This window comes from Mesorhizobium sp. WSM4983 (assembly GCF_029625765.1).
In the GTDB taxonomy this organism is placed as follows: Bacteria; Pseudomonadota; Alphaproteobacteria; order Rhizobiales; family Rhizobiaceae; genus Mesorhizobium.
Map to the genome: position 1 here is coordinate 1092811 of NZ_JARTVM010000001.1, position 16007 is coordinate 1108817.

Annotated in this window: 14 protein-coding genes; 2 read left to right on the plus strand and 12 right to left on the minus strand. The window is 63.9% G+C overall.

Annotation, left to right across the window (positions count from 1 at the left end; translation table 11 throughout):
- Positions 1 to 22: 22 nt before the first annotated feature.
- Positions 23 to 1096 (minus strand): LacI family DNA-binding transcriptional regulator, encoded by a 1074-nt coding sequence (locus P9254_RS05365; protein WP_127239830.1) that lies wholly within the window; start codon positions 1094 to 1096, stop codon positions 23 to 25.
- 138 nt (positions 1097 to 1234) lie between these two features.
- On the opposite strand from P9254_RS05365, the gene P9254_RS05370 reads away from it, so the two are divergent.
- Both P9254_RS05370 and P9254_RS05375 read left to right on the plus strand, forming a co-directional pair.
- Positions 1235 to 2266, plus strand: coding sequence for a hydroxyacid dehydrogenase (locus tag P9254_RS05370; protein WP_278054291.1), 1032 nt, complete (start codon positions 1235 to 1237; stop codon positions 2264 to 2266).
- Between the two features lie 227 nt (positions 2267 to 2493).
- Positions 2494 to 2799, plus strand: coding sequence for a hypothetical protein (locus tag P9254_RS05375; RefSeq protein WP_095779425.1), 306 nt, complete (start codon positions 2494 to 2496; stop codon positions 2797 to 2799).
- Positions 2800 to 2891: 92 nt separating this feature from the next.
- On the opposite strand, the gene otsB is transcribed toward P9254_RS05375, so the two are convergent.
- From otsB to P9254_RS05430, 11 genes are all read right to left on the minus strand, one after another.
- Positions 2892 to 3674: a trehalose-phosphatase gene (gene otsB, locus P9254_RS05380; RefSeq protein ID WP_278054293.1), complete on the minus strand. Its 783-nt coding sequence runs from the start codon at positions 3672 to 3674 to the stop codon at positions 2892 to 2894.
- A complete protein-coding gene (locus P9254_RS05385; protein WP_278054294.1) occupies positions 3671 to 5464 on the minus strand; it encodes an alpha,alpha-trehalose-phosphate synthase (UDP-forming) in 1794 nt (597 codons plus the stop codon). Before P9254_RS05385 ends, otsB begins: the two co-directional genes overlap by 4 nt.
- 188 nt (positions 5465 to 5652) lie before the next feature.
- A complete protein-coding gene (locus P9254_RS05390; RefSeq protein WP_278054296.1) occupies positions 5653 to 7815 on the minus strand; it encodes an amylo-alpha-1,6-glucosidase in 2163 nt (720 codons plus the stop codon).
- A 40-nt stretch (positions 7816 to 7855) separates the two neighbouring features.
- On the minus strand, positions 7856 to 8914 hold the full coding sequence (locus P9254_RS05395; protein WP_278054298.1) for a glycosyltransferase family 4 protein: 1059 nt from the start codon (positions 8912 to 8914) through the stop codon (positions 7856 to 7858).
- A gap of 93 nt (positions 8915 to 9007) precedes the next feature.
- Entirely contained in the window at positions 9008 to 9778 is a 771-nt protein-coding gene (locus P9254_RS05400) for an L-iditol 2-dehydrogenase (protein WP_127239832.1), read from the minus strand.
- A gap of 40 nt (positions 9779 to 9818) precedes the next feature.
- Positions 9819 to 10577, minus strand: a complete 759-nt coding sequence (locus P9254_RS05405) for an SDR family NAD(P)-dependent oxidoreductase (protein WP_095802296.1) — start codon at positions 10575 to 10577, stop codon at positions 9819 to 9821.
- A gap of 40 nt (positions 10578 to 10617) precedes the next feature.
- Positions 10618 to 11346, minus strand: a complete 729-nt coding sequence (locus tag P9254_RS05410; protein WP_278054299.1) for an SDR family oxidoreductase — start codon at positions 11344 to 11346, stop codon at positions 10618 to 10620.
- Positions 11347 to 11367: 21 nt separating this feature from the next.
- Positions 11368 to 12621 (minus strand): sugar ABC transporter permease, encoded by a 1254-nt coding sequence (locus P9254_RS05415; RefSeq protein ID WP_066992162.1) that lies wholly within the window; start codon positions 12619 to 12621, stop codon positions 11368 to 11370.
- Entirely contained in the window at positions 12618 to 13430 is an 813-nt protein-coding gene (locus tag P9254_RS05420; protein WP_066992159.1) for an ATP-binding cassette domain-containing protein, read from the minus strand. The genes P9254_RS05415 and P9254_RS05420 overlap by 4 nt, the downstream gene beginning before the upstream one ends.
- Before the next feature lie 229 nt (positions 13431 to 13659).
- On the minus strand, positions 13660 to 14727 hold the full coding sequence (locus P9254_RS05425) for an ABC transporter substrate-binding protein (protein WP_066992156.1): 1068 nt from the start codon (positions 14725 to 14727) through the stop codon (positions 13660 to 13662).
- Positions 14728 to 14952: 225 nt separating this feature from the next.
- Positions 14953 to 15837, minus strand: coding sequence for an AraC family transcriptional regulator (locus tag P9254_RS05430; RefSeq protein ID WP_066992353.1), 885 nt, complete (start codon positions 15835 to 15837; stop codon positions 14953 to 14955).
- Between the last annotated feature and the right edge of the window lie 170 nt (positions 15838 to 16007).

The following is a 16007-nucleotide window of genomic DNA, read 5'->3' on the forward strand; positions in this document are numbered from 1 at the left end:
TCTTCCGTTGTCGACATGGGGGTTATTGTCGGTCTCCTCCCCCGGAATGCGGGACGCTGCCTGGCGAGCCAACGGATTCCCGCATGAACACCTTGCAAGGTTCGAGCCGCGCCCTCGGCGGGCCGCGCTCGCCTTCGATCCTGCGAAACAAAACCTCCATTGCGTTGGCGGCGATCTCGCGCACCGGCTGCACCACCGCGGCGATCGCCGGCCACGTCACCTGCATCCATTCGGCGTCGTCGAAGCCGACCAGCGAGATGTCGTTTGGGCAGTGCCAGCCGCGCCGCCGAAACTCCGAAAGCGCCACCAGCGTGCCCTTCAGGAAGAGCGAATAGACCGCCGTAGGCCTGTCGCCGCCGTCTTCCCGCTGGCTGAAATAATCGCGAAGCAGCGTCCGCAAAGGCCCGACATCGCTTTCGCAGAGTACGACGTCGATCCGGATGTCGGGCGCAAGCTCAAGCGCCATCTTGCGAAACCCTTCGAGCCGGGCGCGCACGGTCGCCGCCTGCTGGCCGAGACCGACCACAAGAACATGACGATGGCCCTGGCTGACCAGCGCGCGCGCCACTTCGGCGCTTGCCGCAGCGCTGTCGGCCGAAACCGTGTCGAAGGCGTCATCGGCAAGCACGCGGTCAATCAGCACCCCTGTCATGCCGTTCGCTTTCATGAAACCAGCCGCCGGTCCGTGCTCGTTTCGCACCGGCGCCAGTACGACGCCGGCAACGCGCCAGTCATGCATGCGGGCGAGGATCTCCTTCTCACGTTGCTCCGATTCCCGGCTGGAGGCGGCGACCAGCGTATAGCCGCGTTGCTCGGCGAGGCCTTCGAGCTCGCTCACCATCTGGCCGAAGAACTCGCTTTCGAACTCCGGCATGATGGCGCCGATGATGCGACGCTTGGCCCTGCGCATATCCGAGGCGAGCGGATCGACGCGGTAGCCCAGAAGCTCGACGGCATCGAGGACGCGCTGCGCGTTTTCCGGTTTTACCGTGGTGACGCCGGAAAGAACCTTGGAAACAGTGGCCGCCGACACGCCCGCCTGGCTTGCCACATCGTGGATCGACGCGCGCCGCTGCTGGGCCTGCTGTTGCGCCATTAATCTTCTCCCGGAGGCGAGTGGTCGCCCTCTCGTTAACATAATCGATAAATCGATTTTTCGCTGTTGTAAATCGTTTCATTGGGAGTAAAAACGCTGATATGATTGATGCGATCCAATCGCGCCGGGAGGAAAATCATGTCCAACAAAGCCTCGCCGCTGGTGATCAGCGCACCCGAACCGCGCACGCTCGACCTGATCTTCACGCCGCCGCAGCTGGCGCGCTTCCGCAAAAGATATCGCATCGTCGAGACAACGCCGGAAGGCGTCTCGGAGTTGCCGACAGATGTGCTGGCCGAAGCCCGCTACATCGTCGGCCAGCCGCCGATCACCCCTCAGACGCTGGAGAGGTTGAAAGCGCTGCGCTGCATCTTCAACGTCGAGACCAATCTCATCAACAACATGCCCTATGAGACGCTGTTTGCCCGCGGCATTCACGTCGTCACCACCGGCCTGGTGTTCGCGGAGCCGGTGGCGGAACTCGGCCTTGCCATGGCGCTAAACTTGGCGCGCGGCATCGTCGATGCCGACCTCGCCTTCCGGCAAGGCAAGGAACTATGGGGCGGTGACGGCAACCAGACGGCGCGACTCCTCTCGGGTTCGGATGTCGGCATCATCGGCTTCGGCGATCTTGGCCGCGCTCTCAATCGGCTGCTGACCGGCTTCCGAACGCGCACTAGGGTCTTCGATCCCTGGCTACCGCCTTCCGTGCTGGTGGAGCATGGCGTCGAGCCGGCCTCGCTCGAAAGGGTGCTGTCGGAAAGCGATTTCGTTTTCGTCGTCGCCTCGGTGACCAGCGAGAACCAGGGTTTTCTCGGCGCCGACGCTTTCGCCAAGATGCGCCAGGGCGCCGCTTTCATCCTGCTCAGCCGCGCCGGCGTCGTCGATTTCCCGGCGCTGATGGAAGCGGTCAAAAGCGGCCATGTCGTTGCGGCCAGCGACGTGTTTCCCGAGGAGCCGCTGGCGAAGGACCATCCGGTGCGCTCGCTTTCCGGCTTTCTGCGCTCGGCACACCGCGCCGGCGCGCTCGACGTTGCCTTCAAGCGCATGGGCGACATGGTGCTGGAGGACATGGACCTCGTCGATCGCGGTCTGCCGCCGATGCGCTCCAAGCGCGCCGAGCGAGAGACCGTTTCGCGGATGCGCTCCAAGCCGGTCGACAGGAACTGATCGCGCCTCGTCGCCTGGAACATTAGCGTTCCTGCTACTGATTGCCGCCCTGAGTGTAATGCAACCAAACTTAACGGCCGGACCACGGAGAGTTTCGGCCCTCTCAGGACCATTTTTCTTCAGAATTTTTTTCTGCATTTCACGGGAATAGAGGAACTTTGATCCGGACCTTCCGTTGATGACACGATCGTTTCTCGAACGATCCAGAGAAACAGGAGGTTTATGTCATGAACATCAAGATGATCTGCCTTGGCGCAATGACCCTTTCGATGGTCGCCGGCTCGGCTCTCGCCGCTGGCGAAACCGGCACGTCGGCGCTGGATGACCCAGCCAAGATGCAGCCCTTCTACACCGACTCCAGCATGAAGACGATGGTCAGCAAGGACGCCTTCGTGAAGGCGTGGAAGGCAATGTCGCCGGAGGACCAGACCGCGATGATGACGGCTTGTGAGGACGAGGCCAAGAACGCCAATGCAGCCAACAGCCATCCGGAGTTCTGCAGCAGCGTCAAGGAGAACGGCGGCAGCAAGTAACCAATCAGTGCAGCTACCGACAAAACGGCCCCGTTGTGGGGCCGTTTTGCGATCCCAGACGAAGGACCGTGACGCACTTTTCCCGAGATTGATCAGGCAACCAGATCGCTGCGGTCCGCCGGCTCGAAGCCGTCATTGAAATTCGCCGCGAGCCAGGCGATCGCGCTGGCGACATCGGCGATGGCGAAACGCGCCGCGGTCTCGCCCTGCGGTCTCACGCGGATCGAGATCCCGCCCGCGGCATTGACGGTCTCAAAACCGTTTTCGTCGGACGTGTCGTCGCCGAGGAATACCGGACGCCGTCCGGTGAAAGGTTCAAGCTGCATGAAGCGCCGGATTGCGGCGCCCTTGGCCGCCTCCAGCGGCATCAGTTCGACACCGGCATTGCCGGCAATTACGCGGTAGCCTTTCGGCAGCCGGGCAAGTGCTGTCTCGACCAGTTCCGTCGCGCGGGCCAGCAATTGCGGCGCTGCCCGCGTGTGGATGGCGAGCACCGGCCCCTTGCGCTCGACATAGACGGCCTTGCTTGCCAGCTCCAGCTCGATTTCGTCGGCAAGTGCGGCCATATCCGCCGGCTCGTCGGCGGCCTCGATTTTCCCGCCCGGTGTCAGCCTGTGCTCCAGCCCGTAGAGGCCGGCGATCCGCAGCTTCACAGGGTCGAACAGCCGGTCGACGGCCGCGATAGAGCGGCCGGTGATGAAGGCGAGCGCTCCATCCAGCCGGTGCTCGACCGCTTGCAGCAGCGAACGCAACTCCGCGCTGACCGCGACGCTATCTGGATGGGCTGCGTGCTCGAGCAAGGTGCCATCGATATCGAGGAAGAGCGCCCACCGGCCTTCGGGGAGCGGTGGTGTCAAATCTGCCTGGATGTTCATCGGAATCCGACTGCCTGTTTGCGTTCGAAGATAGAGACGACATTGTCGCCGTTGGTGTTTGCCGAGCGGTCGGACAAGGCCGTGACGCGGTCGAGCTCGCCGCGCTTCCTCAATCGCGCCGCGTCGAGCAGCATGCTGCCGGCCCAGCGATAGACATTGTTGTCGCGTACGATCTCGCGCATGCGGCGCATGCGCTCGCGCTGCTCGTCGGGCCCCATGACCAGCGCCTGCCGCATGGCTTCGCTCATCATCGCCGCGTCGTAAGGATTGACGATCAGCGCCTCGAGCAGTTCGCGCGAGGCGCCGGCAAACGTGCTGAGCAGGAGCACGCCCTCCTCGTCGTCTCGCGCGGCAACGAACTCCTTGGCCACGAGGTTCATGCCGTCATGCAGGCTGGTGACGAGGCAGATGTCGGCCGCGCGGTAGATCTTGTAGACGTCCTTCTGCGAGTGATGCTCGGCCACGAGCACGACCGGACGATAGCTGCCGTTGCCGTAGCGCTCGTTGAGTCCCTCGGCGAGCCGCTGGCATTCCTCATGCAGGTGCTTGTAGGCCGGCAATGTGCCCCGGCTCGGTGCGGCGACCTGCAGGAACACCGCCTTACCGATCATTTCAGGGTAGCGGATGAACAGTTCCTCCAGCGCATGGAAGCGGTCGAGAATGCCCTTGGTGTAGTCGAGGCGCTCGACACCGACGCACAGCTTGGCGTCGGCTGGAATCCCGAACCGCTCGCGGATTTGCGCGCGGCATTCCTCGACCGGCGGCAGGCTCTTCAGGAGCTGCACAGGCCATTCGATAGAGATCGGGTAGGCGTGGACCAAAGTCGTCTGGCCGCCATAGGACACCGCGGCATCCGCCCGTTCGATCCGGCTCTCCATGAAACGGTCGACGCTCTCGGTGAAGTTGTTGGCATGGAACTGGGTGTGGAAGCCGATGATCGAGCTGCCCAGCAGCCCATCCAGAATGCGCTCGCGCCACGGACAGATGCTGAACACTTCCGAATTCGGCCACGGGATGTGCCAGAAGGTGATGACAATCGCCTCGGGCAGGCGCTCGCGGATCATGCGCGGCAGCAGCGCGAAATGATAATCCTGGACCAGCACGATCGGCCTCTCGTTGCGCGCCTCGGCAACCACCGTTTCGGCGAATTTGCGGTTGACGGCCTCGTAGGCCGCCCAGTCCGACTCGCGGAAGATCGGTCGGGTAAAGGCTATATGGCAGAGCGGCCAAAGCCCTTCATTGGCGAAGCCGAGATAATAGCCCTGATATTCCTCATCGGTCAGCCAGACCCGGCGCAGGGCATAAGATGGATTTTCGGGCGGCACCTGTACCCGGTCGTGACGGTCGACGACCTGACGATCCGCGCTTCCGCCGCCATAGGCGATCCAAGTGCCGGCGCAGGCGCGCGTGATCGGCTCCAGTGCCGAGACCAGTCCGCTCGCCGGCACGACGAGCTCGACATCGCCGTTCTCGTCCTCATTGTGGATGTAGGGCTCGCGGTTGGAGACGACGATGACCTGCGCGTCCGGCAGATCCTCGGCAAGGATCTTGCGCAGCGTCTCCGGTGACCAGGTGACGAGGGCGGCGTCGACCGACTGCCCGTTCTTCTCGAATTCGCGCAACACCTTGCGTGCGGCTTCCGATGCGACGTCCTCGCCCGCACCGGGCGTGTTCGCAGCCGTTGCATGCTGGTGACGGTGCCTGGTTATTGAGACGAAGATCGCGAGAGCGCTGAGTCCGAGACTAGCTAGGATAAGGACCCACAAGAGGTCGACGCCATACTGTGCCATTGATGCCAGGTTGCCTCCGGCTGTCCGCTATTTTGTTTTCGTTCTTGCCGGCTGCGGAGAGGTGTGCCGGTTCCGGTTTGCAAACGCATAGGGCGCTCGTCGGTTCCGACATTTTTCGACTGCCGGATGCATTTGCGGAACTCCGCTCTCGTAACGGTTTTCCGTCCGGAATTGCGCAATCGACCCGTCTAAGTCCGCACAATCAGCGGCACCAGGCCCTCATGCCGATCGGCGAGGAAGGCAACGACGCGGTCCCCGACACGCTGGAAGGTGAGGTCGATAGTCTTATTGCCGACGGACAGATGCCGGAGCGTGAGCGTGTCGATACCGATAGGCATCCGTGGGCGGGTGACGCGCAACTCGCCTTTCCAACCGTCGATTTCCAGACCGAGGCAGGCCTGCATCAGCATGAAGGTGGAGCCTGCCGACCAGGCCTGCGGCAGACAGGCGACAGGATAGGCGATCGGCGCCTCGCCTGGCGCCCGGGTGAAGCCGCAGAACAATTCCGGCAGCCGCATGTTGAAGTGCACGGCCGACTCGAACGTGCCGCTCATCAGCCGCACGACACTTTCGCGCTCTCCATAACGCGAGAGGCCGACACCGCAGAGCGCCGTGTCGTGCGGCCAGATCGAGCCGTTATGGTAGGACATTGGGTTGAAGAAGATCGCGTCGTCCGCAAGCGTCCTCAGTCCCCAGCCGGAATGGAAGGAAGCCGACAGCAATTGATCGGCGACAATCTTGGCGCGCTCCGGCTGCGGCAGCCCGGCATAAAGCAGATGCCCCGCATTTGACGTTCGCACCTTGCAGGGCTGGCCTTCGCCGTCGATCGCGATGGCGTAGAAGTTCAGATCCTCGATCCAGAAGTCACGCTCGACGGCGATCCGCATTTCCTCGGCGCGGTTCTCCCAATGTTCGGCATCGGCAAACTCGCCGCGGCGGCGTGCGAGCGCGGCAAGGCCGCGATAAGCGGCAAAGACATAGCCTTGCACTTCGACCAGCGCGATCGGTCCCTTGGGCATGCGGCCGTCGGCATGGAAGACCGAGTCGACGCTGTCTTTCCAGCCCTGGTTGGCGAGGCCGGACTCCGCTGCGCGTTGGTAGGTGACGAAACCCGTTGCCCGGCTTGCCTCTTCCGTCCACTCGGCCGCCGCCTTGAGCGATGGCCAGAGCGTGTCGATGAAGGCCATGTCGCCGGTGCGGTCGGCATAGGCGCAGGCGAGATGAATGTAGAGCGGGGTCGTGTCGACGCCGCCATAATAGCGGCCGAAGGGAAGTTCGCGCAGCGCCGCCATTTCGCCCTTGCGCGTCTCGTGCATGATCTTGCCTGGCTGGGAATCGATGAAGGGCGACGTCTCCGTCGCCTGATGTTCGGCAAGGAACGCCAGCACGCCACGCGCGAGACCCGGATTGAGCCACAGCATCTGCAAGCCGGAGATCACGCCGTCGCGGCCGAAGGCCGTGGAGAACCACGGGATGCCGGCATAAGGATAAGGCCCGGTAGGAAGCTCGGTGGTAAGCAACGCGACATCCGCGCGGGCGCGTTCGACCCAATCGTTGAAGACGCGACCGGAGCTGTGGACCGTGGCGCCATGCCGACGCTTGGCGCGCATGGCAAAACGCGCGCGTGCGGCAGCGGCCCGGAACCGGTCGCGATTCGGCGTTTCGGCAACTTCCGGGCCCACCTCGACATAAAGCACCTTGCTGCTGCGCTTGGTCACCGCGATCAGGAAGTCGGCTCGATTGTCGCTCAGTTGGTCGGGAGCTTGCGAGAAGGAGATTGCCGACTGGCGCGGCAGGCCGTCGAGACCGTCATAGCCGAGCATAACGGAGGCCTTGTGGGTCTTCGCCAGATGGACCGTTCCACGTTTCGGCCGTGTCGAGCCGCGCACCTCGAACATGTCGCGAAAGTCGGCGGCGAAATGCAAGGAGATGGCGATGGTCGAATGCTCGCGGCTGTAGTTGGAAAGCGTGATGCGATCGAATAGCCTGTCCTGCCAGATCAGCCTGACGCGCTCGATATGGATCGCGCCTTGCGGAATGTCGCGGCCGGCGGCGCTCTGTATCGGCAAGTTGGTGAGGTTGCTGGTGAAGAGAACATTGTCCTGGCTGAGCGAGGCGCCGAGCAGCGACATCGGCCTGCCGCCGATCGTCAGGCGGAACTCGGAAAGAACGCGCGTGTCGTCGCGAAAGAAACCGTCGCCGGCGCCCCTGATGTCACCATAGGCGTCGGTGACCGCGAAACAATCGCCCTGTTTGAGCGCGAACAGCCGGTGCGGCTCCCGCGGCGCAGTTTCGTCGAGCGAGGCAAGGGCTACGGCGGGATCGAGCTTGCGCTCGTCGAGCTGCGTCATTCGTGACCTCTTCGCTTGCCCCGCCCCAAGAGAATGCCGATCAGGAGGCTCTCGCCTCCTGGATACCGATCAGGCGCATATAGGCGGCAAGATAGTCGCGCGCCATCCTGGTGGCTGAAAACCGCTTTTCGAAGACCACTCTCACCTGCCGTCGGTCAAGTCCGAGCAGGGCCGGCATCGCAGCGACCGCATCATCGACAGAGTCCACGACAAAGCCGGTCACGCCCTGGTCGATGAGCTCCGGCAGGGCGCCGCAGTTCCAGGCGATTACCGGCGTGCCGCAAGCCATCGCCTCGATCGGCGCCAGGCCGAACGGCTCCGGCCAATCGATGGGAAACAGCAGCCCCGCGGCATTGCCCAGAAACTCGGCCTTCTCGTGTTCCGCGATCTCGCCGATATAGTCGACCCGGTCGCCGTCGATGAGCGCCTCGATCTCGTCGTGAAAATAGGCGCGATCGTCATCGCCGATCTTGGCCGCCAGCTTAAGCTTCAAACCGGAACTTCGCGCGATCTCGATCGCTCGATCCGGGCGCTTGTCGCGAGACAGCCGGCCCAGGAAAGCCAGATAGGGTTCCTCGGCCGAGGGATCGTAGGTGGGCTGATACGCATCGACCGGAATCCCGTGATGGATCGTCGCCAGCCAGTTGGCGTCGGGCAATCCGCGCTTCTGGCTGTGCGAGATGGAGATCATCGGAAAGCGCGGGAAGCGCTTGTAGGCCGGCGCCAGGTCGACATAGTCGAGCCGGCCATGCGGCGTCGTCACCGTTCGCCCCGCCATGTGTTCGAAGAACGGAAAATGCACGAAATGGCTGAGATGGAAGTGGATGACGTCGAACTCGTCCGCCCGCTCGCGCACCTGGCAAAGCATCGCCATATGCGCCGCAATCTCGGACTTTTTCGGCCGCGGATCGAGACGGATCGCCTGGTCGCGGCCGGGCACCAGCCGCGCCGAGGTCTCACTGTCGCCGCTGGCGAACAGGGTCACTTCGTGCCCGACTTCCACCAGCGCTTCGGTGAGATAGGACACGATCCGCTCGGTGCCGCCATATAGTTTCGGCGGCACGGATTCATAGAGCGGCGCGACATGAGCGATGCGCATGGTTCCCTCAAACGGTTGATGGGAACCAAAATGCGTCAGCCGCCAGATCGTTCCTGCCCGATTGTCGCAGGCGAGGCCTCGAGCTTCGGCCAATCAACTCATCCAGTTGCCGCCGTCCACATTGAGCGTCTGCGCCACGACGTAGTCGGCCTCGCTCGATGCCAGGAAGACGGCCGCACCCCGGTAATCGTCGGGATCACCCATGCGCCCCGCCGGCACCGCCAGCCCGACCTGCCGCTTCTTCTCGCCGATCGGCAGGTTCTCGTAGCGCGCGAACAGCGCGTCGACCTGGTCCCACATCGGCGTGTCGACCACACCCGGCGCGATGCCGTTGACGTTGATGCCGTGCTTGATCAGCGCAAGGCCGGCCGACTGCGTGATGCTGATTACGGCGGCCTTGGTGGCGCAGTAGACGGCGACCAGCGCCTCGCCGCGCCGACCCGCCTGCGAGGCCATGTTGATGATCTTCCCCTTGCGCCCCTGGGCGACCATACGCTTGGCCACCGCCTGCAGCGTGAACAACAGCCCTTTCACATTGACCGAGAATTGCAGGTCGAAGCTTTTCTCCGAAATCTCGAGAAGCGGCCCCATGTCGAAGACGGCGGCATTGTTGACCAGGATGTCGATCCCGCCATGCGTCCTCGTCACCGAAGCGACCATCGCCTCGATCGAGGCGAGGTCGCGCACGTCGAGTTGCAGAGCGGTAGCTTTGCCTTCGAGCTCGCGCGCAAGCGCTTCCGCCTTGTCTAGTGCCATATCGGCGATGACGACATGGGCGCCTTCGGCGGCGAAACCGCGCACGATGGCTGCGCCGATGCCTTGCGCGCCGCCAGTGACGACGGCGACCTTGTCCTTGAGTTTCATCGCAATTCTCCTGTCTCAGCGCCCTAAGCTCAGCGCCATCTCAGCGTGTGGTATAGCCGCCGTCGATGACCAGCACCTCGCCGGTCACATAGCTTGAGGCGGGAGAGCACAGGAAAAGTGCGGCCGCCGCAACTTCTTCCGGCTGGCCGACGCGGCCCATCGGCGTCATGCCGCGCCAGATCGGGAACCATTCCGGATTCTCGATGCCGCCGCGCGAAAGGTCCGTTTCGATATAGCCGGGCGCGACGGCGTTGACGCGGATGTTATCGGCCGCCACCTCGCTGGCGAGGCTCTTGGTCATCATGTGCACCGCCGCCTTGGAACTGTTATAGGCAACCTGGTTCTGGGGAATGTTGGAGACGATGCCGGAAATCGAGCCGACATTGAGGATCGCGCCGCCTCCCTGGCGCCGCATCGGCGCCAGCGCCGCCCTGCAGCAGCGGAAGACGGCATCGACATTGATCGCCATCGTCTGCCGCCAGATGTCCTCCGGATAGTCGCCGCTGTCGCCATGGATGGCGATGCCGGCGCTATTGACCAGGATGTCGAGGCGGCCGGCCTTGGCGAGCGTGTCGGCGACCAGCCTGTCCGGCGCTTTCTCGTCCAGCATCTCGGCGGCGTGAAAGTCGAAGGCGAGGCCCGCGAGTTCCTGCCGCGCATCATCCTTCATCGTCCGGCCCGCAACGACGACGCGTGCGCCGGCTTCGCCGAGCGCCTTCGCGATGGCGAGGCCGATGCCGCGCGTGCCGCCGGTCACCAGCGCGACCCTGTCGTCCAGTCTGAAGCGGTCGAGGATCATGGCGGCGGTTCCGTTCTGTGAGGGCCGGTCGGCGAGCCGCTCAGATGTCCACGCTCTGCGGCAGGATGACGAGGTCGCGAATGGTGATGTTGCGCGGTCGCGTCAGCATGAACAGCACGGCGTCCGCCACTTCCTTCGCCTCCATCAGGCTGCCGGCGGCGAGCGCTTCTTCCATCTTGGCCTTTGGCCAGTCGCTGAGCAGCGCCGTCACCACCGGACCGGGAGCGACTGCACCGACGCGAATGCCGTGCTTCAGCACCTGGCGCCGGACCGTATGGACGAATGCCTGCACGGCGAATTTCGAGGCGGTGTAGATCGGCTCCCAGACCACGGGAACGAAGCCGGCCACCGAACTGGTGACGATGATATCGCCCTTCTTCCGCTCGATCATATGCGGCAGCACGGCGTGCACCGTGCGGAACACGGCGTTGACGTTGAGGTTGAGCATCCTATCCCACTGATCGGGGTCGCCCGATGCCACCTCCCCGCCGACATAGGCGCCGGCATTGGCATGGAAGATGTCGAGCTGGCCCGCCCTTTCGAGGATCTCGGGCATCATGCGGTTGACGCTCGCCGGATCGAGCAGGTCGGTGACGACGGCATAAGCATTGTCGCCGAGCTCCGCGACAAGTTCCTGAAGCCGGTCCTCGGCCCGGTCGACCAGGACGACCTTCGCGCCGGCTGCGAGCATGGTGCGGGCGCATTCCAACCCGATGCCCGAGGCAGCGCCAGTGATTGCGGCAACCTTGCCGGAAAGACTTTCAGACATTGCGATCCTCTTCGATAGGCCTCAGGCGCGGCCGTGTGAAACACGCGAGCGGCGGGCGAGAGAATCGACGATGACCGCGATCGCCAGCACGCAGCCGGTGATCATGTACCGGAGCGAGGATGACAGATCGAGCAGCGTCAGGCCGCTTGCGATGGATTGGATGACGATGATGCCAAGCAGCGCCGAATAGGCGCTGCCGCGGCCGCCGAACAGGCTGGTGCCGCCGATGACGGCCGCCGCGATGGCGTTGAGATTGACGTCGCCGGTGCCGGCCTGCTGGCTGGCGGTTGCCAGGCGTGCTGCCGAGAGCAGGCCGCCCGTCGCCGCCAGCGTGGCGCAGAGCGCGAAGGCGCTGGCGTAGATCAGCCGGACATTGATGCCGGCGCGACGCGCCGCTTCGCGGTTGCCGCCGACAGCGGTCATCGAGCGGCCCCATTGGGTGCGCTTCAGCGCATAGTTCATCGCCACGACCAGGCCGACGAACAACGCGAACATCCAGGGCACGCCGCGCGACAGGTTGAGGTAGTAAGCCACCAGTTCGAGCGCGACCGTGATCGCGACCGCCTGGAGCAGCAGCCCGCCCAGCGAACGCGATGACAGGCCGGCGGCCTGGCGGCGTTGCGCCTTGCGATAGCCGAGAGCCAGGGCAAGCACGCCGGGCACGACGGCCAAAGTGTGCGACACCCAGTGTGGCATCACCAGAAGCTGGCCGAAATTCACCAGCGGCGAATCGTAAGGCAGGTTGATCGAGCCCGTCGGGCCGAGGATGTAGAGCTGCAATCCCAGGAAGGCGAGCAGGCCCGAAAGCGTCGAGACGAAGCTTGGCATGCCGAGCCTGTTGAGCAGCAGCGCGTAGACGCAGCCGGTCACGAACCCGACCGCCATCGCCGCCAGCATGGCAAGCGCGACCGGCCAGCCCCACTGCACCCACAGCACGCCGAGCAGCGCGGAGGCCAGGCCGCTGACAGACCCGACGGACAGGTCGATCTCGCCCACCATCAGCACGCAGACGATGCCGAGCGAGATGATGCCGACGGTCGAGCAGTCGAACAAAAGATTGACCAGATTGTTCGGCGACAGGAATACCGGGTTGAGCGTCTGGAAGATCGTGCAGATCAAAACCAGCCCGACAACCACGGGCAGCGAGCCGAGATCGCCGGAGCGGACGCGGTCGAGGAAGCCCCTGATGGCGCCCTTGGCGCCGCTGCGATCCTTCAGCCGTTCGTCGCTGCGATCGAGCAGCGCGCCGGGATTGCGGTCGGACGCCGTGGTCATGGCTGTTCTCCTTGCGCTTTCTCGGCCGTGCGCCTGCCGCGCCGCGAGACCGCATTGTCGTCGGCGCCGGTGATCGCCGTGACCAGCTCCTGATTGGAGGCGCCGGGCAGGAAGATGCCGTTGTTGCGGCCGAGCCTCAGCACCACAATGCGGTCGGCCACGGCGCGCACGTCCTCCATGTTGTGGCTGATCATGACGACGCCCAGCCCGCGATCCCGCACGCGCTCAATAAGATTCAGCACTTCAGCGGTCTGCGCGACGCCGAGTGCGGCGGTGGGCTCGTCGAGGAGGATCACGCGCGGCTCCATCAGCAGCGAGCGGGCGATCGCCACCGTCTGCCGCTGCCCGCCCGACAGCGACGCCACCGGCTCGCGCACGCTGGGAATCCGTGCCGAGAGCTCGTTGAGCAGTGTCCAGGCGCGGACCTCCATCGAGACCTCGTCGAGGCGAAGCGGATGAAGCTCGCGGCCGAGAAAGATGTTGGCCACGACGTCGAGGTTTTCGCAGAGCGCGAGATCCTGGAAGACGGTGGCGATGCCGAGCTTCAGCGCCGCGGCGGGATTGGCAAGCGTCACCGGCTGGCCGTCGAAAGTGATCGAGCCCGAGCTCGGCATATGCGCGCCGGCCAGGATTTTCACCAGCGTCGACTTGCCGGCGCCGTTGTCGCCAACCAGGGCTACGATTTCCCCAGCATTGATGTCGAGATCGACGTCGGTGAGAGCCGACACCGCGCCGAAATTCTTCGAGATGCCGCGCAGGCTAAGCACCGGCGGACGGCTCGTCGTGGGCGGTGCGTCGGGTATTGCCATTGCGTGTCTCTCTTCCCGCGTTTTGGTCGATCTGTCCGGCCGCCAGGAGGGAGCGGCCGGACACACCCGGCTCTCAGCCCTGACGGGCCAGCCGAGCATATCGCAGCGACGCGGCTGCGCCGCATCGCTGTTGGAGACGATACGGCTCCGCCGCCTCGCTCCTCGAAGACGATGCACCCTTGGGCCGCATCGCTTCTGGCAGACGATGCGGCTTCAGCCGCATCGCGCCTTATTGAATGCCGAGCTTCTTGCAGCCTTCGGCGTAGCGGTCGGTGCAGAGCTGGGCTGCGGTCTGGATCTTCTTGTCGATGATTTCGGCTTTCAAATTCTCCTGCGTCACCACCGCCGGCACGAAGAGTTGCGAGGGCGTATCGTACAGCGTTGTCTCGGCTTTCGGAGTCTCGCCCTTGAGAAGCTGCACAGCAACGTTTGCCGCCGCCGCGGCGACGATTTCGCTCGGCTTGGAGATAGTGTTGTACTGGTCGCCGGCAATGATGAGCTGCAAGGCGGCGATCGTCGCGTCGTTGCCCGTCACCGGCGGCACCGGATCGACGCCGGCTGCCTTGAAGGCGGCAATGGCGCCGCCGCCCGTGCCGTCGTTGGCGGCGACCACGCCGACGATCTTGTTGCCGAAGCGCGAGATCTGTCCCGCCGCCCATTGCTGGGCATTCGAAGGCGCCCAGTTCGGCGTGTCAAACTCGGCGAGCGTCTTGTAGCTGCCGGTCTTGAGACCCTCATGGATGCCGTCCTTGATCAGGCCCGCCGCGGCGTCGGTCGGCGAGCCGTTGATCTGCAGCACGCCGACATCGCCGTCGCTCGACACGCCCTTGGCCTTGAGATGCTCGACCAGCGAGGCGGCGATCGCCTTGCCGATGGCCTTGTTGTCGAACGATACATAGAAATCGGCCTTGGCCGTGGGGATCGGACGGTCATAGGCGATCACCTTGACGCCCTGAGCCTGCGCATTGTGCACCAGCGAGGCCGCCGCCGCGGAATCGACCGGGTCGAGCACGACAACCTTCGCGCCCTGGGTGATGACGGAGTTGAACTGCTGCTGTTGCTTGGTGACGTCGGCGTCGGCATTGAGATAGAGCACCTTGCAGCTGTCGCAAAGCTTCTTCATTTCAGCGACGAAGCCCGGATGATCATGCTCTTCGTAACGCGTCGAGCCCTGGTCGGGCATCAGGAACGCGACCGTGGAGCCGGCGATATCCTGCGCATTGGCAAAAGTCGCCCCAAGAGCGAGGCTCGAGACGGCCATCGCGGCTGCTGTCAATCTGGACACGTATCTGGACATAAGGTCTTCTCCAATTCCCATTGTGTGATCTAAACGGACTTCGACATCGAGCCGCGGATGCTGCTCGCGCACCCGATTGGAAGTCCAGTGAACTCGTGCAGCAGCCTCACGGCTTCCTCCCGCTGGCAACACGAGGAAATACTCGTCCATCGCTGGTTCGCTTGCGCGACCCACCGCTTCGTCCTGGTTCTTGTCTAAGGCTTGTTTCTCCTCCCGAACTCCTTTCTATGCGGCGCGCGCGGCCGCGAAATTATCCGCAACCAATCTCCTGAACTGCGAAGGCGGCATGCCCTTCTCGGCCAGGAATTGGCGATTGAAGTTCGACAGATTGTTGAAGCCGACCTCGAAGCAGATGTCCGAGATCTGAGCCTCTTCGTCGCTCATCAGGATCTGGCAAGCGAGGTTGATGCGCAGCCGCTTGATGTACTGCAGCAGCGACATGCCGGTATGCTTGCGAAACGAGCGCGAGAAGGCGCTCGGCGTCTGTCCCGCGATTGCCGCCAGATCGCCTTCGTTGAATTGCTGGGTCAGGTTCTCGCGGATATAGGCGAGCGCCTGGTTCATGCCCGCAGACATGTATCCGGACGGGTCCGGCAGATAGTTCTCGCTGGCGAGCACGCGCGGCGTAGTTTCGCGGCTCAGCGCCTCCATGATCGACATGAACAGGCTGATCCGGTGAACGCCGTAAGCATGAGTGATCTCCGCCAGCAACGGCATGACCGCCCTGCTCACACTGGCGCTGAACAGGACGCCGCGCCGCGCGAGCTCGAGCAGTGGCGAGACCGCGCCAAGCTCGGGAAAAGTGGCGATCGCGCCGCCGATGAATTCCTCGCTGAACTGGACCAGCCTGCAGCGCAGCGGAACTGACTGACCTTCCGGAACCTCGCTGATCCAGTTGTGCGGCAGGTTGGGACCGGTGAGAACGAGGTTGCCGACCTCGAACTCGCCGATGAAGTCGCCGACGAAATAGCGGCCCTTGGTCGCCACGATCTGGTGCAGTTCGTACTCCGGATGAAAATGCCAGCGCACCGTATGGTAGGGATAGCCATGCCACCTCACCGCGAACGACTCGCCAGGCCTTATCTGTATGACTTCCAGATCGGGTCCCATCGATTCCTCCCGCAGGCTGTCGCCAGCCTTCGAACCGCGGCCGTTTGTTCCGGCTCATCTAGGGTCAGGATAGCGGCGGCCAAGGATGTCCGCCACCTCGCCACGCCGCGCCGACTGATACGTTTTTGACCTTTTTGGCCCAGCGAAAAACCTGCCTTCGAAAATTAGAA

What these genes read in the sequence shown, in the direction of transcription:
- P9254_RS05365 (WP_127239830.1), bottom strand. Translation starts at nt 1,096, where the DNA reads ATGGCGCAACAGCAGGCCCAGCAGCGGCGCGCGTCGATCCACGATGTG.
- P9254_RS05370 (WP_278054291.1), top strand. Translation starts at nt 1,235, where the DNA reads ATGTCCAACAAAGCCTCGCCGCTGGTGATCAGCGCACCCGAACCGCGC.
- P9254_RS05375 (WP_095779425.1), top strand. Translation starts at nt 2,494, where the DNA reads ATGAACATCAAGATGATCTGCCTTGGCGCAATGACCCTTTCGATGGTC.
- otsB (WP_278054293.1), bottom strand. Translation starts at nt 3,674, where the DNA reads ATGAACATCCAGGCAGATTTGACACCACCGCTCCCCGAAGGCCGGTGG.
- P9254_RS05385 (WP_278054294.1), bottom strand. Translation starts at nt 5,464, where the DNA reads ATGGCACAGTATGGCGTCGACCTCTTGTGGGTCCTTATCCTAGCTAGT.
- P9254_RS05390 (WP_278054296.1), bottom strand. Translation starts at nt 7,815, where the DNA reads ATGACGCAGCTCGACGAGCGCAAGCTCGATCCCGCCGTAGCCCTTGCC.
- P9254_RS05395 (WP_278054298.1), bottom strand. Translation starts at nt 8,914, where the DNA reads ATGCGCATCGCTCATGTCGCGCCGCTCTATGAATCCGTGCCGCCGAAA.
- P9254_RS05400 (WP_127239832.1), bottom strand. Translation starts at nt 9,778, where the DNA reads ATGAAACTCAAGGACAAGGTCGCCGTCGTCACTGGCGGCGCGCAAGGC.
- P9254_RS05405 (WP_095802296.1), bottom strand. Translation starts at nt 10,577, where the DNA reads ATGATCCTCGACCGCTTCAGACTGGACGACAGGGTCGCGCTGGTGACC.
- P9254_RS05410 (WP_278054299.1), bottom strand. Translation starts at nt 11,346, where the DNA reads ATGTCTGAAAGTCTTTCCGGCAAGGTTGCCGCAATCACTGGCGCTGCC.
- P9254_RS05415 (WP_066992162.1), bottom strand. Translation starts at nt 12,621, where the DNA reads ATGACCACGGCGTCCGACCGCAATCCCGGCGCGCTGCTCGATCGCAGC.
- P9254_RS05420 (WP_066992159.1), bottom strand. Translation starts at nt 13,430, where the DNA reads ATGGCAATACCCGACGCACCGCCCACGACGAGCCGTCCGCCGGTGCTT.
- P9254_RS05425 (WP_066992156.1), bottom strand. Translation starts at nt 14,727, where the DNA reads ATGTCCAGATACGTGTCCAGATTGACAGCAGCCGCGATGGCCGTCTCG.
- P9254_RS05430 (WP_066992353.1), bottom strand. Translation starts at nt 15,837, where the DNA reads ATGGGACCCGATCTGGAAGTCATACAGATAAGGCCTGGCGAGTCGTTC.